Genomic DNA, 18,485 nt, shown 5'->3' with positions numbered 1-18,485 from the left:
CAGTGGAAACGGATGTAGGCAAATTCCTGGCTTCTCGGCAGAAAAAAGCAGCGGCGACGCTGAATACGTCGCCGCTGCCGTTTCTTACTTGCTGACGCTGACGCCGTAGAAGGAGTTCAAGCCGAATGGGCTGATCTTGAAGTCCTGCACGTTGGCGCGCATGGGTTGATACACCGTCGAGTGAGCGATAGGTGTCATTGGCACAGCATCTTTGAGGACGTGTTGCGCCTGTTTGTACAGTTCGGTGCGCTTGGCCTGGTCGGTGGTGCGCTTGGCTTCCTTCACGAGGCCGTCAAACTTCTTGTCGCACCATTTGGAGAAGTTGTTGCCGCTGAGCGAGTCGCAGCCGAACAGCACGTTCAGCCAGTTGTCGGGGTCACCGTTGTCGCCGCTCCAGCCGATGATCATCGCCTGGTTCTCGCCGCCCTTGGAGCGCTTGATGTACTCGCCCCACTCGTAGCTGACGATCTTCACGTTCAGGCCGATCTTCTTCCAGTCGGACTGGAGCATTTCGGCCATCAGCTTGGCGTTCGGGTTGTACGGACGCTGTACCGGCATCGCCCACAGGACGATCTCGGTGCCTTCCTTGACGCCGGCTTCCTTGAGCAGCTCCTTGGCTTTCTCTGGATCGTACTTGGCGTCCTTGATGGTGGTGTCGTAGGACCATTGGGTCGGCGGCATGGCGTTGACGGCCAGTTGACCGGCGCCCTGGTAAACGGAGTCGATGATCTGCGGCTTGTTGACCGCCATGTCCAGCGCCTGACGGACCTTGAGGTTGGCCAGCGGGTTCGCGTCGTTGCTGCCCTTGACCTTGTCCATCACGTTGTAGGCGATGTAGCCCAGGTTGAAGCCGGCCTGGTCAGGCATCTTCAGCGCCGGATCGGCCTTCAGCGCGGCCAGGTCGGCCGGACGTGGGAAGAGGGTGATCTGGCACTCGTTCTTCTTCAGCTTCTGGATGCGCACCGACGGGTCGGTGGTGATGGCGAAGATCAGGTTGTCGATCTTCACGTCATCCGGTTTCCAGTAGTCCTTGTTGCCGGTGTAGCGGATGTTCGAGTCTTTCTGGTAGCTCTTGAACACGAACGGGCCGGTGCCGACCGGTTTCTGGTTGATGTCGGCGGCCTTGCCTTCCTTGAGCAACTGGGCGGCGTATTCGCCGGACTGGATCGAGGCGAAGCTCATCGCCAGGTTCTGGATGAACGCGGCGTCCACTTCCTTGAGGGTGAACTTGACGGTGTGGTCGTCGACTTTCTCGACCTTGGTGATGTTGGTGTCCATCCCCATGTCGGTGAAGTACGGGAATTCGGTCGGATACGCCTTACGGAAAGGGTCGTCCTTGTTGATCATGCGGTTGAAGGTGAACAGCACGTCGTCCGCGTTGAACTCACGAGTCGGCTTGAAATACGGGGTGGTGTGGAACTTGACGCCTTCACGCAGGTGGAAGGTGTAGGTCAGGCCGTCGTCGGAAATGTCCCATTTGGTCGCCAGGCCAGGAATCACGGCGGTGCCGCCGCGCTCGAACTGGGTCAGGCGGTTGAACATGGTCTCGGCCGAGGCGTCGAAGTCGGTTCCGGTGGTGTATTGGCCTGGGTCGAAACCGGCCGGGCTGCCTTCGGAGCAGAACACCAGGTTAGTCGCAGCGGAAGCGAAAGGTGCGGAGGCAAGCATGCCTGCGCCGACTAAAAACGGAATGACCGCGTGTTTAAGCATGTTGGCCTCATGATTTGTTGTCATTTTTTGATATTGAGGTACGACCTCGTGAGTCGTGCCTGCGGATACTTATGCAGGCCCCATACCCAATGCAAGATGCAGAGCGACGGCAGGCGTCAAACGGTGGCACGAACGTACCTTAATGTCGCATTGGTGTAAGTTTTGACGCATTTGACCGTTTGCGGGTGGTTTTTACGGTGCACGGGGCGCTCTAAAACGGTGCATTGGCGGGTGCAGCCGCTCCGCAATGGGGCCGGGTGTTACCTATTTATACCGGCGGTTTGCGGGACGCTTCGGGGCAGGCCGGCGCGTATCGGACGCAAGGCGTCTGGATCGCAGGGAAGGGCGGAGTTTCACCAGGTGCAACTGGTGCTTCTTTTGGTAGCGCCGGGTTTCTGTGGTGTATGGGTCATTGGGCGCCCTGTCGGACGCCATCGCCAGCAGGCTGGCTCCCACGGGAACTTGTGCGCGATGCAGATCATGTGGGAGCCAGCCTGCTGGCGATGGCGTCAGTGAAGACACTGCCGACCGTGCGCATTGGCACGGTCGGCAGGCACAAAAAAACCGGCGGTCGCTGCCGATCGCCGGTTTCCGTTCACGGATCAGATCACTGCATCAGCACTTCAATCGACCCGTCCGCCGTCATGCCGACCTGGCTGGTGCCGGCTTCGACTTCCGGGGTCACCGGCGCTGCGTCCATGCCGGCCGCCTTCATCATCATCGGCGCGCGCAGGTACGGCTGCGGGTAGCCGTTGCTGTTGAGGTTCAGGTTGACGATCTTGTAGCCCTTGCCGCCCAGTGCATCGGTGGCCAGTTGGGCGCGGGCCTTGAACGCGCTCACGGCTTCCTTGAGCAGCTTGTCTTCGCTGGCCTTGCGGGTGGCGTCGGCAATGGCGAAGTCCATGCCGCCCATCTTCAGCTCGCCCAGCAGTTCGCCGGTGAGCTTGGACAGGGCGGCGAAGTCGGCGCTTTCCAGGCGCAGTTCGGCGCGCTCGCGCCAGCCGGTGATCTTCTGGCCCTTGGTGTCGTAGATCGGGTAACTGTTGCGGCTGCCTTGGCGCAGGGTGACGTCCTTGACCTGCTTGGCCTGGGCCAGCGCCTTGTTCATGGTGGTGCTGACGTCGGCGGCGAGCTTGGCCGGGTCGGTGTTCTGCTCTTCGGTGTAGAGGGTCACGATCATCAGGTCGCGGGCCACTTCCTGGCTGACTTCGGCGCGCAGGGAAATCTGGTTGTAGTGCAGCTCGTCGGCGGCCAGGGCCGGAAGGCTGGCGACGCTGCCGACGGTCAGGGCGAGAAGGGCGGCGCTGCGGCGGAATGTGTGCATGAAGGCTCCTTGATGGGGGCGCAGGCGTTGGTTCGGGGGCCTGCGTGAAACCATCAGACTCTAGCCCTGTCGGCGCGGTTCGCCCAGTTACAACTTCTATACAGATGGCCCGCTCCACTTGCCCTAGATCAATTTCCCGTTTGCGCCATGTGGTCGTTTGCCGCACTTTCGACTCTCAGGCGCGCCGCTTCGGTATACTCCGAGCGATCCGCCTGGAGCGCTCATCAGGAGAGCTCATGCTCGCCCCCGTACAACTGACTTCCGCCACCCGCCAGAACCTCTGGCGCCTGACGTTCATACGCATTCTGGTGCTCGCCGCCCAGGCCGGCTCCGTGGGCCTGGCCTACTGGCTGCAACTGTTGCCGTTGCCGTGGGTGCAACTGGTGATGACCCTGGGCTGTTCGATTCTGCTGTGCACGTTCACCGCCGTGCGCCTGCGCACCTCGTGGCCGGTCACCGAGCTTGAGTATGCGCTGCAGCTGGCCTGCGACCTGTTTATCCACAGCGCCTTGCTGTATTTCTCCGGCGGTTCGACCAACCCGTTCGTGTCCTATTACCTGGTGCCGTTGACCATCGCGGCGGTGACGCTGCCGTGGCGCTACTCGGTGATCCTGTCCGGCATCGCCCTGGCCCTGTACACCTTGATGCTGACCCATTTCTATCCGCTGGAGACCCTGCCGGTCGCCCGGGAGAACCTGCAGATCTACGGCATGTGGCTGAGCTTCGCCCTGGCCGCCGCCGTCATCACGTTCTTTGCCGCACGGATGGCCGAAGAGCTGCGCCGCCAGGAAGAACTGCGCGCGATCCGCCGCGAAGAAGGCCTGCGCGATCAGCAACTGCTGGCCGTCGCGACCCAGGCGGCCGGCGCGGCCCATGAGCTGGGCACGCCGCTGGCGACCATGAGCGTGCTGCTCAACGAGATGCAGCAGGACCATCACGACCCGATGCTTCAGGACGACCTGAAAGTGCTCAAGGATCAGGTCAAGCTGTGCAAGGAGACCCTGCAGCAACTGGTGCGCGCCGCCGAGGCCAACCGGCGGATGGCGGTGCAGATGCAGGACGTCACCGACTGGCTGGACGAAGCCCTGAACCGCTGGCACCTGATGCGCCCCGAAGCCAGCTACCGTTTCCAGCGCCTGGGCCAGGGCACGCTGCCGCGCATCGCGCCGCCGCCGGACCTGACCCAGGCGCTGCTGAACCTGCTCAACAACGCCGCCGACGCCTGTCCGGAAAACCTTCAGGTGACCCTGGACTGGACCGCCGAAGACCTGACCATCAGTATCCGCGACCACGGCGCCGGCGTGCCGCTGGCCATCGCCGAGCAGATCGGCAAACCGTTTTTTACCACCAAGGGCAAGGGCTTCGGCCTGGGCCTGTTCTTGAGCAAGGCCAGCGTGACCCGCGCCGGCGGCTCCGTGAAACTCTATAGTCATGAGGAAGGCGGCACGCTCACCGAGCTGCGCTTGCCCCACGGCGCCCGAGGAGACCAACTATGAGTGACGAAGAAATCCAAACCGAAGGCGAAGAGCTGCCGCATCTGCTGCTGGTCGACGACGACGCGACCTTCACCCGGGTGATGGCCCGCGCCATGGCCCGCCGCGGCTTTCGCGTCAGCACCGCCGGCTCCGCCGAAGAGGGCCTGGCCCTCGCCCAGCAGGACCTGCCGGACTACGCCGCGCTGGATCTGAAGATGGACGGCGACTCCGGTCTGGTGCTGCTGCCCAAGCTGCTGGAGCTGGATCCGGAGATGCGCGTGGTGATCCTCACCGGCTACTCGAGCATCGCCACGGCGGTCGAGGCGATCAAACGCGGCGCCTGCAACTACCTGTGCAAACCGGCGGACGCCGATGACGTGCTGGCGGCGCTGCTGTCCGAACACGCCGACCTCGACAGCCTGGTGCCGGAAAACCCGATGTCGGTGGATCGCCTGCAATGGGAGCACATCCAGCGCGTGCTGACCGAGCACGAAGGCAACATCTCCGCCACCGCCCGCGCCCTGGGCATGCACCGCCGCACCTTGCAGCGCAAGCTGCAGAAGCGCCCGGTCCGTCGCTGAACCTGCGCTGAACGGCCATCGCCGCCGCTCGCGATGAAACGCACCGATCTACTATGATCGGTGCGTGTCTGTTCTTTTCTCTATCGAGCCTTATCCATGAATCAGAACGCTGAATATTCCGCGGTCAACGATGCCGTGCGCGGGCAGTTTTTCCGCAAAGTGTGGGCGATGACCACGCCTTACTGGCGCAGCGAAGAGAAGGGCAAGGCGTGGACGCTGCTGATCGCCGTGATCGCGCTGTCGCTGTTCAGCGTGGCGATTTCGGTGTGGATCAACAGTTGGTACAAGGATTTCTACAACGCCCTGCAGAAAAAGGATGAGGCGGCGTTCTGGCAGTTGATCCTGTATTTCTGCGGGATTGCCACAGTGGCGATCCTCGGCGCCGTGTATCGGCTGTACCTGACGCAGATGCTGACGATCCGTTGGCGGGCCTGGCTGACCGAAAACCACTTCAAGCGCTGGCTCGGCCACAAGAACTATTACCACTTGGAGCAGGGCGGCTACACCGACAACCCTGACCAACGGATTTCCGAAGACCTCAATACCTTCACCGCCAACACCCTGAGCCTGGGCCTGGGGCTGATCCGCACCGTGGTCAGCCTGGTGTCGTTCTCGATCATTCTGTGGGGCGTGTCCGGCAGCATCGAAGTGTTCGGCGTCGAGATCCCCGGCTACATGTTCTGGTGCGCACTGCTGTACGCCGCCGTCGGCAGTTGGCTGACGCACCTGATCGGCCGTCGCCTGATCGGCCTGAACAACCAACAGCAACGCTTCGAGGCCGACCTGCGTTTCTCCATGGTACGGGTGCGCGAGAACGCCGAGAGCATCGCCCTGTACAACGGCGAGCCCAATGAGAACCGTCGGTTGAGCAACCGTTTCGGTCTGGTCTGGCACAATTTCTGGGACATCATGCGGGTGTCCAAGCGCCTGACGTTCTTCACCTCCGGCTACGGCCAGATCGCGATCATCTTCCCGTTCATCGTCGCCGCGCCGCGTTATCTGGCGGGCAAGATCGAGCTGGGTGAGCTGATGCAGATCAACTCGGCCTTCGGCAACGTGCAGGAGAACTTCAGTTGGTTCATCAGCGCGTATGCGGACCTGGCCGCCTGGCGCGCCACCTGTGACCGTCTGCTGAGCTTCCGTCAGGCGATGACCGACAACGAAGAGCGTGCGCCGGCCATCGACGTGCAGAACCAGGGCAGTGAACTGAAAGTGCACAACCTCGGGCTGGACCTGGCCGACGGCCGTCACCTGCTGACCAGCGCCGACATGACGGTCGACGCCGGCGACCGGGTGATGCTCAGCGGTCGCTCCGGCAGCGGCAAGTCCACCCTGCTGCGGGCGATGGGGCACCTTTGGCCGGCGGGGCACGGGAGTATCCGTCTGCCGGCGGCGCGCTACCTGTTCCTGCCGCAGAAACCCTACCTGCCGATCGGCACCCTGCGCGATGCGCTGAGCTATCCGCAACCGGGCGACACCTATGCGCCGGAGCGCTATCAGGAAGTGCTGGACATCTGCCGCCTGCCGCACCTGGCGGCGCGTCTGGACGAGGCCAACCACTGGCAGCGCATGCTCTCGCCGGGCGAGCAGCAACGCCTGGCCTTCGCCCGTGCGCTGCTGTACGCGCCGCAGTGGCTGTATATGGACGAGGCCACGTCGGCGATGGACGAAGAAGACGAAGCGAACCTGTACCAGGCGCTGATCGACCGCTTGCCGGGGCTGAGCATCGTCAGCGTCGGTCACCGCAGCAGCCTCAAGCGTTTCCACCCAAGGCATGTGCGGATCGACAGCGGCCATCTCGTTGAGCAGGCCGTCACCGCCTAGTCAGCGAAGCCCCCGTGGGAGCGGCCGACGCCATCGCCGGCAGGTCGGCTCCCGCAGGGGCAATGCGAGCCGGCAGTGATCGTACAACCCGCTTGCGCTATGATGCCCGCCAAGCCGACCTTCGAGACAAGACGCAGACCATGCAAACCCCGATCGACACCCCGCGCCTTCCGCGCAAGCGCCGCAGCCTGGCCCAGGAACTGGTGACGGTGCTGACCGAGCAGATCCGCGACGGCCTGCTCAAGCGCGGCGACAAGTTGCCCACCGAGTCGGCGATCATGGAGGCCCATGGCGTCAGCCGCACGGTGGTGCGCGAGGCGATTTCCCGCTTGCAGGCCGCAGGCCAGGTGGAGACCCGCCACGGCATCGGCACCTTTGTGCTCGACACGCCGAGCCCGAGCGGCTTTCGCATCGACCCGGCCACGGTGGTCACCCTGCGCGACGTGCTGGCGATCCTGGAGTTTCGCATCAGCCTGGAAGTCGAATCCGCCGGCCTGGCCGCCCAGCGCCGCAATCCCGAGCAACTGGCGGCCATGCGCGCCGCCCTCGATGCCCTGAACGAAAGCGTGGCCCACGCCAGCGATGCGGTGGCCTCGGACTTCCAGTTCCATCTGCAGATCGCACTGGCCACCGGCAACCGCTACTTCACCGACATCATGACCCACCTGGGCACCAGCATCATTCCGCGCACCCGCCTGAACTCCGCGCGCCTGGCCCACGACGATCAGCAGCACTACATGAATCGCCTGAGCCGCGAGCACGAAGAGATCTATGAAGCGATCGCCCGCCAGGACGCCGACGCCGCCCGGGCGGCCATGCGCCTGCACCTGACCAACAGCCGCGAGCGGCTGCGCCAGGCCCACGAGGAGGCGCAGGCGCAGGGCAACTGACGGGGCAGCCCCACCGCCATCGCCAGCAGGCTGGCTCCCACAGTGAAGCTTGGGTGGATGCAGAATCTGTGGTCACTGCAGAACCCTGTGGGAGCAAGCTTGCTTGCGATGACGGCGGCCCATCCGACCTCGATGCGCCAGACAGACCGCCATCGCCAGAGGGCTGGCTCACACAGTTTTGGGTTGCGCACCGACCCCGGTGGGAGCGAGCCTGCTCGCGATAGGCCGGTGCCTTCAGCGCAAAGGCATCAGCCTGCCGGCAGGATCGAACGGTCCACCCGGACCGCCAATGCCCCTTTCACAGGCCCGGTCTCGAACACCGCATACCCCTGTTTATCCACAACCCCCCGGGCCACCGGCCGTCCATCGGCCAGCAGTTCCAGCGGCGCCCCTTGCATCGATTGGCCCGAAGCCAGTTCCAGCTTCAATCTGATCGTCATCGCAGCGTGCCTCAATTCGTGTTGCCGGTCGGTTGATAGTTCTTGAGCAGCAGGTAAGTGCTCCAGCCCCACCAGTCGTCGACGGTGGCGGTGTCGTTGAGGTTGTTCACGTCCTTGCGCCGCAGCACCTTGCCGTTCTCCAGGCGGAACAGCGGCGAGTAGTTGCTCTTCAGGTCCAGCACCGCCGTCAGGTCGGGGAGCCGTTGCAGCGCGGCGAAACCGGAGGCGGCCGGCACGCTGCCGCTGGCGTAGGCGGCGAAGACCTCGTCCGCCGACGCCTGCACCGCCTGGTTGACCTGCTGACGATTGTCGTTGTCGGCGGCCGCGAAGTAGCGCTTGTCGCCGAAGGCGCGCCATTGCTCGCCGCGGCCGTTGCGCACCTTGAGGCCGAACCGGCTGTCTTCGTCGTGCATGAAGCGGCTGACCAGCGAGCCCAGGTCGCTCGGCGTCACCACGGCGGCCATGGCCTTGCGCGGCACCCGCAGGTGGCCGGCGGAGAACAGGTCGGTGAGGTAATGGTCGGCGAACGCGTTCATGGCGTAGGCCCGTTCCAGCTGTCGTTCATCTTGGCCTGCGTGAGCCGCCGCAGCGGCCTGCAACGCGACGGTGTGCCCGGCGATGTAGGCGGCCCTGGCCCATTCGGCGAAGTGGTCGGCGTTGTTCGCGGCCAGTTTCAGGTAGCGTCCCAGCGGAATCAGCGCCGAAATGAAGCTGCCGCCGCCGGTGATCTTGTTCCACTCTTCCGACAACGTATCTCCCAATGCGTCGTAGGCTTCGTGGGGCGGCTTGCCGTCCTTGATCGCCTGTTTGACCGCGTCGATTTCCTTCTGCATCACCGCCAGGATCTGCGCCGCCTCGGCCCGGGAGGCCGAGGTCACGGCGAGGGTGTCGAACGCGGCGCTGAAGCGCTGCTGACGCTCCGCTGCGCTGGCGCCTTCATTGATCGGCCGGTCCGCCACGCCGTAGAAGTCGCCGCCCAGCGAGATCACCTGGCCGTAGGTGAGGGCCAGGCCGTTGGGCAAGTGCAGCGGCACGCTGTGGGCGGGCACCGGTTCGGCGTTTTCCGAGAAGCGCAGCCGGGTGCCGTCGCCGATGGCGGTGTGTTCGGCGCCCTCGAACCTCAGCGGTGGCTTGCCTTTGAGGGCTTTGCCTGCGGAGGCGGGGGACGCTGCGACGTCGCTGTGGGCATCGGCGATGTGCAGCAGCAGGTGTGGCTCGTCAGGGTGGAAGGGGATACCGTGTTCGGTGAACAGGTCGTCGAGACGGGCCACGGTCGGCGTGGGTCTTTCCTGGGGTTTCGGTACGAGTCCGGACATTTCTTTCTCCTTGATATGTCGTCGGTAGGTTCTTATTTAGCTGTATGGATATACAGCTAGAGCGAGCCTAGCCGAGAAACCTCCCACGTCAAGAAACGATCTTGTCCGACAAAAAATGCCCCACAGCGATGAAATGCAGTTGACGGTTGTCTTTTAAGTTGTACGATGACCTACAACTTCGGCCAAGGCTGAACAGTCCACTCACAAAAAACGTTGCTACAGGGTGTTCGAACAATGAATCCACAAGAACTGAAGTCCATCCTCTCCGCCGGCCTGCTGTCGTTCCCGGTCACCGATTTCAACGCCCAGGGCGATTTCAACCGCGCGGGCTACATCAAACGCCTGGAATGGCTGGCCCCGTATGGCGCTTCGGCCCTGTTCGCCGCCGGCGGCACCGGTGAGTTCTTCTCCCTGGCCGCCAGCGAATACTCGGAAATCATCAAGACCGCCGTCGACACCTGCTCGAGCAGTGTGCCGATCCTGGCCGGCGTCGGCGGCTCGACCCGCCAGGCCATCGAATACGCGCAAGAGGCCGAGCGCCTGGGCGCCAAGGGCTTGCTGCTGCTGCCGCACTACCTGACCGAAGCCAGCCAGGACGGCGTCGCCGCCCATGTCGAGGCCGTGTGCAAATCCGTGAACATCGGCGTGGTGGTCTACAACCGCAACGTCTGCCGCCTGAACGCGCCGCTGCTGGAACGCCTGGCCGAACGCTGCCCGAACCTGATCGGCTACAAGGACGGCCTGGGCGACATCGAACTGATGGTGTCGATCCGCCGCCGCCTCGGCGACCGCTTCAGCTACCTGGGCGGCCTGCCGACCGCCGAAGTCTATGCCGCGGCCTACAAGGCACTGGGTGTGCCGGTCTACTCGTCGGCGGTGTTCAACTTCATCCCCAAGACCGCGATGGACTTCTACCACGCCATCGCCCGTGAGGATCACGCCACCGTCGGCAAGCTCATCGACGATTTCTTCCTGCCGTACCTGGACATCCGCAACCGCAAGGCCGGCTACGCCGTGAGCATCGTCAAGGCCGGCGCCAGGATCGCCGGCTACGACGCAGGCCCCGTGCGCGCGCCGCTGACCGACCTGACCGGCGAAGAGTACGAAATGCTCGCCGCGCTGATCGACAAGCAAGGTGCGCAATAACATCCGCGACTGAATCGGGGCCGCTGAGCGATCAGCGGCCTTTTGCGTGAGGAGAACGACTCGTGACAAAGCGCTACGACAACTACATCAACGGCGAGTGGGTCGCCGGCACCGACTACTCGGTCAACATCAACCCGTCCGAACTGAGCGACGCCATCGGCGACTACGCCAAGGCTGACGTGACCCAGGTCCACGCCGCCATCGACGCGGCCCGCGCCGCGTTCCCGGCCTGGTCGGTCTCGGGCATCCAGGCCCGCCACGATGCGCTGGACAAGGTCGGCAGCGAGATCCTCGCCCGCCGCGAAGAACTGGGCATCCTGCTGGCCCGGGAAGAGGGCAAGACCCTGCCCGAAGCCATCGGCGAAGTCAGCCGCGCCGGCAACATCTTCAAGTTCTTCGCCGGCGAGTGCCTGCGCCTGTCCGGCGACTATGTGCCGTCGGTGCGTCCGGGCGTCAACGTCGAAGTCACCCGCGAAGCCCTGGGCGTGGTCGGCCTGATCACTCCGTGGAACTTCCCGATCGCCATCCCGGCCTGGAAGATCGCCCCGGCCCTGGCCTACGGCAACTGCGTGGTGCTCAAGCCGGCCGACCTGGTGCCGGGCTGCGCCTGGGCCCTGGCCGAAATCATCTCCCGCGCAGGTTTCCCCGCCGGGGTGTTCAACCTGGTGATGGGCAGCGGCCGCGTCGTCGGCGAAGCGCTGGTCAACAGCCCGAAGGTCGACGGCATCAGCTTCACCGGTTCCGTGGGCGTGGGCCGCCAGATCGCGGTCAACTGCGTGTCGCGCCAGGCCAAGGTGCAACTGGAGATGGGCGGCAAGAACCCGCAGATCATCCTCGACGACGCCGACCTCAAGCAGGCGGTCGAGCTGTCGGTGCAGAGCGCGTTCTACTCCACCGGCCAGCGCTGCACGGCCTCCAGCCGCCTGATCGTCACCGAGGGCATCCACGACAAGTTCGTAGAGGCGATGGCCGAACGCATGAAGTCGATCAAGGTCGGCCATGCGCTGAAGACCGGCACCGACATCGGTCCTGTGGTGTCCCAGGCCCAGCTTGAGCAGGACCTGAAGTACATCGACATCGGCCAGTCCGAAGGGGCTCGGCTGGTCAGCGGCGGCGGCCTGGTGACCTGCGACACCGAGGGCTACTTCCTGGCGCCGACGCTGTTCGCCGACAGCGACGCGTCGATGCGCGTCAGCCGCGAAGAGATCTTCGGCCCGGTGGCCAACATCGTCCGCGTGGCCGACTACGAGGCGGCGCTGGCCATGGCCAACGACACCGAGTTCGGCCTTTCGGCGGGCATCGCCACCACCTCGCTCAAGTACGCCAACCACTTCAAGCGCCACTCCCAGGCCGGGATGGTGATGGTCAACCTGCCGACCGCCGGCGTGGACTACCACGTTCCGTTCGGGGGCCGTAAGGGTTCATCCTATGGCTCACGTGAGCAAGGCCGTTACGCGCAAGAGTTCTACACGGTCGTGAAGACCAGCTACATCGGTTCCTGATACAGGCAATACCGGTGGGAGCCGGCTTGCCGGCTCCCACAAGACAGACCAAAGAAAAGATTCACCCGCGCATAAAAACAATCAGTGGGAGTACATCTGCATGCAATCCTCCAAGCCGACTCACGTCCGCTATCTGATCCTGCTCATGCTGTTTCTGGTGACCACGATCAACTACGCCGACCGGGCCACCATCGCGATCGCCGGCTCCAGCCTGCAAAAGGACCTGGGCATCGACGCGGTCACCCTCGGCTACATCTTCTCCGCGTTCGGCTGGGCCTATGTGGCCGGCCAGATTCCCGGCGGCTGGCTGCTCGACCGCTTCGGCTCGAAAAAGGTCTACGCCCTGAGCATCTTCACCTGGTCGCTGTTCACCGTGCTGCAAGGCTTCGTCGGTGAGTTCGGCCTGTCCACCGCCGTGGTGGCGCTGTTCATGCTGCGCTTTCTGGTGGGGCTGGCCGAGGCGCCGTCGTTCCCCGGCAACGCGCGCATCGTCGCGGCGTGGTTCCCGACGGCCGAGCGCGGCACCGCGTCGGCGATCTTCAACTCGGCGCAGTATTTCGCCACCGTGCTGTTCGCGCCGCTGATGGGCTGGATCGTGTTCACCTTCGGCTGGGAACACGTGTTCATCGTCATGGGCATCCTGGGCATCGCGTTCTCGCTGGTCTGGCTGAAAATCATCCACAGCCCGCGCCAGCACCCGATGGCCAACGAGGCGGAAGTGAAGTTCATCGCCGACAACGGCGGCATGGTCGACATGGACCAGAAGCAGGGCAAGCGCGCCGACGGGCCGAAATGGGACTACATCCGCCAGTTGCTGACCAACCGCATGATGCTGGGCGTGTACCTGGGCCAGTACTGCATCAACGGCATCACCTACTTCTTCCTGACCTGGTTCCCGGTGTACCTGGTGCAGGAACGCGGCATGACCATCCTCAAGGCCGGTTTCATCGCCTCGTTGCCGGCGATCTGCGGCTTCATCGGCGGCGTGCTCGGCGGGGTGATTTCCGACTGGCTGCTGCGCAAGGGCCATTCGCTGACCTTCGCCCGCAAGGCGCCGATCATCGCCGGCCTGCTGGTGTCCAGCAGCATCGTGGCCTGCAACTACGTCGAGGTGGAATGGATGGTGGTCGGCTTCATGGCCCTGGCATTCTTCGGCAAGGGCGTCGGCGCGCTGGGCTGGGCGGTGGTCTCCGACACTTCGCCCAAGCAGATCGCCGGCCTGAGCGGCGGCCTGTTCAACACCTTCGGCAACATCGCCTCGATCACCACGCCGATCGTCATCGGCTACATCATCAGCTCCACCGGCTCGTTCAAGTGGGCGCTGGTGTTCGTCGGCGCCAACGCACTGGTCGCGGTGTTCAGCTACCTGGTGATCGTCGGCCCGATCAAGCGTGTGGTACTCAAGGAGCCGCCGACCAACGGCGGATCCGAAGCCACCGGCAAATTGTCCCAAGCGCATTCCTGAGGAGCGGCGCCATGCAGTTGATTGAACATTCCGACTCGCCGCGCTACATCCGCCTGCACGAGCGGGACAACGTCGTGGTCGTGGTCAACGACCAGGGCGTGCCGGCCGGCACCGAATTCGCCGAGGGCCTGGTCACGGTGGATTTCGTGCCGCAGAGCCACAAGGTCGCCGTGGAGGACATTCCCGAGGGCGGACAGGTGATCCGTTACGGTCAGATCATCGGCTACGCGTTGCAGCCGATCCCGCGCGGCAGTTGGGTCAAGGAAGATCAACTGCGCATGCCGACCGCGCCGCCGCTGGACAGCCTGCCGCTGTCCACCGACGTGCCGGATGCCCAGGCGCCGCTGGAAGGCTATACCTTCGAGGGCTACCGCAACGCCGACGGCACCGTCGGCACGCGCAACATCCTCGGCATCACCACCACGGTGCAGTGCGTCACCGGGGTGCTGGATCACGCGGTCAAGAAGATCAAAGAGGAACTGCTGCCCAAGTATCCCCACGTCGATGACGTGGTGGCGCTGACCCACAGCTATGGTTGCGGCGTGGCGATCACCGCCACGGACGCGTACATCCCGATCCGCACCGTGCGCAACCTGGCGCGCAACCCGAACCTGGGTGGCGAAGCGCTGGTGATCAGCCTGGGCTGCGAGAAACTGCAGGCCGGGCAGGTGATGCACGAAGGCGACGCCTCGGTGGATCTGAGCGAGCCATGGCTGTACCGCTTGCAGGATTCCAGCCACGGCTTCACCGAAATGGTCGAGCAGATCATGGAACTGGCCGAGACCCGCCTGAAGAAACTCGACCAGCGCCGCCGGGAAACCGTGCCGGCTTCGGAGCTGATCCTCGGCATGCAGTGCGGCGGCAGCGATGCGTTTTCCGGCATCACCGCCAACCCGGCGCTGGGGTACGCTTCGGACTTGCTGCTGCGGGCCGGGGCGACGGTGATGTTCTCCGAGGTCACCGAGGTGCGCGACGCGATCTACCTGCTCACCTCCCGGGCGCAGACCAAGACTGTCGCCGAGGAACTGGTGCGCGAGATGGACTGGTACGACCGCTACCTGGCCAAGGGCGAGGCGGACCGCAGCGCCAACACCACGCCGGGCAACAAGAAGGGCGGGCTGTCGAACATTGTCGAGAAGTCCCTGGGCTCCATCGTCAAGTCCGGCGGCAGCGCCATCAGCGGCGTGCTCGGCCCCGGCGAGCGGTTCAAGCACAAGGGGCTGATCTTCTGCGCGACCCCGGCCAGCGACTTCGTCTGCGGCACGCTGCAACTGGCGGCGGGGATGAACCTGCATGTGTTCACCACCGGTCGGGGCACGCCTTACGGGCTGGCCATGGCGCCGGTGGTGAAGGTCTCGACCCGCACCGAGCTGGCGCAGCGCTGGCCGGACCTGATCGACATCGACGCCGGGCGGATCGCCACCGGGCGCGCGTCCATCGAGGAACTGGGCTGGGAACTGTTCCATTACTACCTGGAGGTGGCGAGCGGCAAGCAGCAGACCTGGGCGGAGAAGCACAAGCTGCACAACGACATCACCCTGTTCAACCCGGCGCCGATCACCTGATCGGGGGCAGGGCACTTGTGGTGAGGGAGCTTGCTCCCGCTGGACTGCGCAGCAGGCCCCTTCTGATGGCGAGACAGAAGGGCCGCTTCGCGCCCCAGCGGGAGCAAGCTCCCTCGCCACAAGTCCCTCGCTGCAACAGACGCCGGAGGACTTGTGGCTTATCATTAGCCCCCTAACGACACCCATCCAAGGTTCCCCGGCATGCTGGCCATTTTCCTCGAAACCCTGAACATCACCGCGCCGGTGTTTGCCATGCTGTTTCTGGGTGTGCTGCTCAAGCGCATCGACTGGATCAACGACAACTTCATCCACACCGCGTCGGCCCTGGTGTTCAACGTCACCATGCCGGCGCTGCTGTTTCTGGGCATCCTCCATGCCGACCTGCACGCCGCCCTGCAACCGGCGCTGCTGATCTATTTCGCCATCGCCACGCTGGCCAGCTTCGCGGCGGCCTGGGGCTGGGCGATCCTCAAGTGCCCGCGCGAGGATCGCGGCATCTACACCCAGGGGGCGTTTCGCGGCAACAACGGGGTCATCGGCCTGGCGCTGGCGGCGAGCATGTACGGCGACTACGGCATCTCCCTCGGGGCGATCCTCGCGGCGCTGGTGATCCTGTTCTACAACACCCTCTCGACCATCGTGCTGGCGGTGTACAGCCCGGTGATCAAGTCCGACCCGTGGAGCATCTGCAAAAGCGTGGTCAGCAACCCGCTGATCATCAGCGTGATCGCGGCGGCGCCGTTCGCCTACTTCAAGATTGCCTTGCCCGGCTGGCTGGAGACCTCCGGCCAGTACCTGGCGCAGACCACCTTGCCGCTGGCGCTGATCTGCATCGGCGGCACGCTGTCGCTGGCGGCGCTGCGCAAGAGCGGCAACATGGCGCTCAGCTCCAGCCTGGTGAAGATGGTCGGCCTGCCGGTGCTGGCGACGCTCGGCGCCTGGCTGTGGGGTTTTCGCGGGGCGGAGCTGGGGATTCTGTTTCTGTACTTCGGCAGCCCCACCGCCGCAGCCAGTTTCGTCATGGCCCGGGCGGCGCAGGGCAACCATGAGCTGGCGGCGGCGATCATCGTCATGACCACCTTGATGGCGGCGGTGACCACCAACATCGGGATCTTCTTTTTGCAGTGGGGCGGGTGGATCTGACCTGCGGGTTGACGGTGTCCTCGGGGGCCTCATCGCTGGCAAGCCAGCTCCCACAGGGTTCTGCGGTGTGAATGCAATCACATTGGCAACACAAAACCCTGTGGGAGCTGCGGTGCGACGATTCGACTTGCCTGCGATGGCGCCCGATCAGGCGCCGGGAAACTCACTCAGGCTTCTGAAAACTCTCGATCACTTCCTGCGCCGCCCGGAACGCATCGATCGCCGCCGGCACGCCGGCATACACCGCGCAGTGCAGCAGCGCCTCGCGGATTTCCTCCACGGTGCAGCCGTTGTTCAACGCGCCGCGCACGTGGCCCTTCAGCTCCTGCGGGCACTTGAGCGCCGTCAGCGCGGCGAGGGTGATCAGGCTGCGGGTCTTGAGCGGCAGGCCTTCGCGGTTCCACACGCCGCCCCAGGCGTGTTCGTTGACGAAGTCCTGCAGCGGCTGGGTGAATTCGGTGGCGTTGCCCAGGGCGCGGTCGACGAACGCATCGCCCATCACCTGGCGGCGGATCTCTACTCCGGTCTTCTTCGAATCGGTCATGGCACATCCCTCTTATGGTGTTGGCGGCGCCAGGCGCGCACGGACGTGAAAAACAGAAACGCCAGCAGCGTCGGCAGCACATAAAACAGCATCAACCGCTCCAGCTTGCCCGCCAGCGGCATGCCGGTGGTGAACGACAGCAGGTGCAGCCCGTAGGCCAGGTACAGGCCGAGCAGCAGCAGGCCCTCGGCGCGGGTCACCCGGTAGCCGGAATAGAACACCGGCAGGCACAGCACGGCGACGCCGAGCATCACCGGCAGGTCGAAATCCAGCGCATTGGGCGACACCGACAGCGGCGTCGGCGACACCAGCGCGGTGAAGCCCAGCACGCCCAGCAGGTTGAACAGGTTGGCGCCGATCACGTTGCCCACGGCGATGTCGCGCTGCCCGCGCAGGGCGGCGATCAGCGAGGTGGCGAGCTCCGGCAGCGAGGTGCCGACCGCCACCACGGTCAGGCCGATGATCCGCTCGGAGAACCCCAGGTCGGTGGCCACCGCCACGGCGGCGCCCAGCAACAGGCGCCCGGCGAACACCAGCAGGGTCAGGCCGCCGACGATCATCAGCACGCTGACGGCCCATGAGGCCTGCGGATCCTGCGGGTGTTCGGCGTGCGGTCGCGCCGAGTGCCGCGACTGGCGCTTGAGCAGGCCGAGGTACAGCGCCAGGGCGCCCAGCAGCACAAGGCCGTCGATGTGCCCCAGTTCCTTGTTCCAGGCCAGCGCGAACACCAGCAGGCTGGCGCCGATCATCAGCGGAATGTCCAGGCGCACCAGTTGCCGCGACACCCGCAACGGGATGATCAGCGCCGACAGGCCCAGGGTGACGAGGATGTTGAAGATGCTGGCGCCGACCACGCTGCCGACGGCGATGTCGGGGTTGTGCGTCAGCGCGGCCTGCAGGCTGACCGCCATCTGCGGAGCGCTGCTGCCGAGGGCGACGAGGGTCAGGCCGATGATCAGCGGGCGCACGTGCAGGCGCGTGGCCAGGCGGACGGCGGCGCGCACCATCAGTTCGGCGCCGGCGATCAGCAGGATCAGTCCGCTGAGCAGTTCGATCACGCTGATCAGGGGCAGCTCGGCTAAGGCGAAAATGGTCGGCGCTCCATCAGTCTTCGAGGGCCTGCACCCGTACCCGGGCGGTGCCGCTGCCGATCATGCCCAGGCGCTGCGCGGCTTCGCGCGAGAGGTCGATCAGGCGCCCGCGGGTGTGCGGGCCGCGGTCGTTGATGCGCACGACGCAGGATCTGTCGTTTTTCAGGTTGGTGACCTTCACCCACGTGCCGAACGGCAACTGGCGGTGGGCGGCGGTCAAGGCATTCTGGTTGAACGGCTCACCGCTGGCGGTGCGTTTGCCGTGGTGCTTGGCGCCGTAATAGGAGGCGACGCCGGTCTGGTCGTACCCGTGCGGGTCGATGGTGCCGGAGCTGGCGCAACCGGCCAGCAGGGAAAGCAGGGCGCAACTCAAGAGCAGGCGCTTCATTCGAAGGGTTCCCGAAAACAGTTGCGGGAGCCCGCTCGCCGGCGATTGCGCAACGACAGACAACCGGTGGCTGAATGTCAG

General features: G+C 64.7%; 16 protein-coding genes. 9 read left to right on the top strand and 7 right to left on the bottom strand.

Annotated elements, in window-relative coordinates; all coding sequences use genetic code 11:
* Positions 1–84 precede the first annotated feature (84 nt).
* Together CAG29_RS19035 and CAG29_RS19030 are read right to left on the bottom strand one after the other, a co-directional pair.
* On the bottom strand, positions 85–1,710 hold the full coding sequence (locus CAG29_RS19035) for an ABC transporter substrate-binding protein (RefSeq protein ID WP_085578528.1): 1,626 nt from the start codon (positions 1,708–1,710) through the stop codon (positions 85–87).
* A 607-nt stretch (positions 1,711–2,317) separates the two neighbouring features.
* Entirely contained in the window at positions 2,318–3,034 is a 717-nt protein-coding gene (locus CAG29_RS19030; RefSeq protein ID WP_085578530.1) for an SIMPL domain-containing protein, read from the bottom strand.
* Between the two features lie 236 nt (positions 3,035–3,270).
* Between CAG29_RS19030 and CAG29_RS19025 the strand changes: the two genes are divergently transcribed.
* From CAG29_RS19025 to CAG29_RS19010, 4 genes are all read left to right on the top strand, one after another.
* Positions 3,271–4,530 (top strand): ATP-binding protein, encoded by a 1,260-nt coding sequence (locus CAG29_RS19025; RefSeq protein ID WP_085578533.1) that lies wholly within the window; start codon positions 3,271–3,273, stop codon positions 4,528–4,530.
* Positions 4,527–5,090 carry a response regulator transcription factor gene (locus tag CAG29_RS19020; RefSeq protein ID WP_085578535.1) on the top strand — a complete coding sequence of 188 codons (564 nt, stop codon included), beginning with the start codon at positions 4,527–4,529 and terminating at the stop codon, positions 5,088–5,090. Before CAG29_RS19025 ends, CAG29_RS19020 begins: the two co-directional genes overlap by 4 nt.
* A gap of 96 nt (positions 5,091–5,186) precedes the next feature.
* Positions 5,187–6,914, top strand: a complete 1,728-nt coding sequence (locus tag CAG29_RS19015) for an ABC transporter ATP-binding protein/permease (RefSeq protein WP_085694957.1) — start codon at positions 5,187–5,189, stop codon at positions 6,912–6,914.
* Between the two features lie 140 nt (positions 6,915–7,054).
* Entirely contained in the window at positions 7,055–7,804 is a 750-nt protein-coding gene (locus CAG29_RS19010) for a FadR/GntR family transcriptional regulator (protein ID WP_085578890.1), read from the top strand.
* A 248-nt stretch (positions 7,805–8,052) separates the two neighbouring features.
* On the opposite strand, the gene CAG29_RS19005 is transcribed toward CAG29_RS19010, so the two are convergent.
* Together CAG29_RS19005 and CAG29_RS19000 are read right to left on the bottom strand one after the other, a co-directional pair.
* Positions 8,053–8,244 (bottom strand): hypothetical protein, encoded by a 192-nt coding sequence (locus tag CAG29_RS19005; protein ID WP_085638398.1) that lies wholly within the window; start codon positions 8,242–8,244, stop codon positions 8,053–8,055.
* An 11-nt stretch (positions 8,245–8,255) separates the two neighbouring features.
* Complete coding sequence (locus CAG29_RS19000; protein ID WP_085694956.1) at positions 8,256–9,560, bottom strand: phospholipase; 1,305 nt, start codon at positions 9,558–9,560, stop codon at positions 8,256–8,258.
* A gap of 234 nt (positions 9,561–9,794) precedes the next feature.
* Between CAG29_RS19000 and kdgD the strand changes: the two genes are divergently transcribed.
* From kdgD to CAG29_RS18975, 5 genes are all read left to right on the top strand, one after another.
* Complete coding sequence (gene kdgD, locus CAG29_RS18995; RefSeq protein ID WP_085578543.1) at positions 9,795–10,706, top strand: 5-dehydro-4-deoxyglucarate dehydratase; 912 nt, start codon at positions 9,795–9,797, stop codon at positions 10,704–10,706.
* Between the two features lie 62 nt (positions 10,707–10,768).
* Positions 10,769–12,208 carry an aldehyde dehydrogenase family protein gene (locus tag CAG29_RS18990; protein WP_085578546.1) on the top strand — a complete coding sequence of 480 codons (1,440 nt, stop codon included), beginning with the start codon at positions 10,769–10,771 and terminating at the stop codon, positions 12,206–12,208.
* A gap of 100 nt (positions 12,209–12,308) precedes the next feature.
* A complete protein-coding gene (locus tag CAG29_RS18985) occupies positions 12,309–13,673 on the top strand; it encodes an MFS transporter (RefSeq protein WP_085578548.1) in 1,365 nt (454 codons plus the stop codon).
* An 11-nt stretch (positions 13,674–13,684) separates the two neighbouring features.
* Entirely contained in the window at positions 13,685–15,238 is a 1,554-nt protein-coding gene (garD, locus tag CAG29_RS18980) for a galactarate dehydratase (protein ID WP_085694955.1), read from the top strand.
* Positions 15,239–15,439: 201 nt separating this feature from the next.
* A complete protein-coding gene (locus CAG29_RS18975; protein WP_085631716.1) occupies positions 15,440–16,381 on the top strand; it encodes an AEC family transporter in 942 nt (313 codons plus the stop codon).
* A 163-nt stretch (positions 16,382–16,544) separates the two neighbouring features.
* Here the strand turns inward: CAG29_RS18975 and CAG29_RS18970 are convergent, their stop codons facing one another.
* From CAG29_RS18970 to CAG29_RS18960, 3 genes are read right to left on the bottom strand one after another with little or no spacing between them, the layout of a single operon-like run.
* Entirely contained in the window at positions 16,545–16,925 is a 381-nt protein-coding gene (locus CAG29_RS18970) for a carboxymuconolactone decarboxylase family protein (protein WP_085631714.1), read from the bottom strand.
* On the bottom strand, positions 16,922–17,983 hold the full coding sequence (locus CAG29_RS18965; RefSeq protein WP_085631712.1) for a calcium/sodium antiporter: 1,062 nt from the start codon (positions 17,981–17,983) through the stop codon (positions 16,922–16,924). The genes CAG29_RS18970 and CAG29_RS18965 overlap by 4 nt, the downstream gene beginning before the upstream one ends.
* A gap of 46 nt (positions 17,984–18,029) precedes the next feature.
* Positions 18,030–18,404, bottom strand: coding sequence for a septal ring lytic transglycosylase RlpA family protein (locus CAG29_RS18960; protein ID WP_085631710.1), 375 nt, complete (start codon positions 18,402–18,404; stop codon positions 18,030–18,032).
* Positions 18,405–18,485: the final 81 nt, after the last annotated feature.

It is taken from the genome of Pseudomonas sp. B7(2017), from assembly GCF_002112745.1.
In the GTDB taxonomy this organism is placed as follows: Bacteria; Pseudomonadota; Gammaproteobacteria; order Pseudomonadales; family Pseudomonadaceae; genus Aquipseudomonas; species Aquipseudomonas ekonensis.
Note: the sequence above shows the minus strand (reverse complement) of the source record. Positions and strands in the feature narration are given on the sequence as shown.

Coding starts and splice junctions, on each gene's coding strand:
- CAG29_RS19035 (WP_085578528.1), bottom strand. CDS start 1,710: ATGCTTAAACACGCGGTCATTCCGTTTTTAGTCGGCGCAGGCATGCTT.
- CAG29_RS19030 (WP_085578530.1), bottom strand. CDS start 3,034: ATGCACACATTCCGCCGCAGCGCCGCCCTTCTCGCCCTGACCGTCGGC.
- CAG29_RS19025 (WP_085578533.1), top strand. CDS start 3,271: ATGCTCGCCCCCGTACAACTGACTTCCGCCACCCGCCAGAACCTCTGG.
- CAG29_RS19020 (WP_085578535.1), top strand. CDS start 4,527: ATGAGTGACGAAGAAATCCAAACCGAAGGCGAAGAGCTGCCGCATCTG.
- CAG29_RS19015 (WP_085694957.1), top strand. CDS start 5,187: ATGAATCAGAACGCTGAATATTCCGCGGTCAACGATGCCGTGCGCGGG.
- CAG29_RS19010 (WP_085578890.1), top strand. CDS start 7,055: ATGCAAACCCCGATCGACACCCCGCGCCTTCCGCGCAAGCGCCGCAGC.
- CAG29_RS19005 (WP_085638398.1), bottom strand. CDS start 8,244: ATGACGATCAGATTGAAGCTGGAACTGGCTTCGGGCCAATCGATGCAA.
- CAG29_RS19000 (WP_085694956.1), bottom strand. CDS start 9,560: ATGTCCGGACTCGTACCGAAACCCCAGGAAAGACCCACGCCGACCGTG.
- kdgD (WP_085578543.1), top strand. CDS start 9,795: ATGAATCCACAAGAACTGAAGTCCATCCTCTCCGCCGGCCTGCTGTCG.
- CAG29_RS18985 (WP_085578548.1), top strand. CDS start 12,309: ATGCAATCCTCCAAGCCGACTCACGTCCGCTATCTGATCCTGCTCATG.
- garD (WP_085694955.1), top strand. CDS start 13,685: ATGCAGTTGATTGAACATTCCGACTCGCCGCGCTACATCCGCCTGCAC.
- CAG29_RS18975 (WP_085631716.1), top strand. CDS start 15,440: ATGCTGGCCATTTTCCTCGAAACCCTGAACATCACCGCGCCGGTGTTT.
- CAG29_RS18970 (WP_085631714.1), bottom strand. CDS start 16,925: ATGACCGATTCGAAGAAGACCGGAGTAGAGATCCGCCGCCAGGTGATG.
- CAG29_RS18960 (WP_085631710.1), bottom strand. CDS start 18,404: ATGAAGCGCCTGCTCTTGAGTTGCGCCCTGCTTTCCCTGCTGGCCGGT.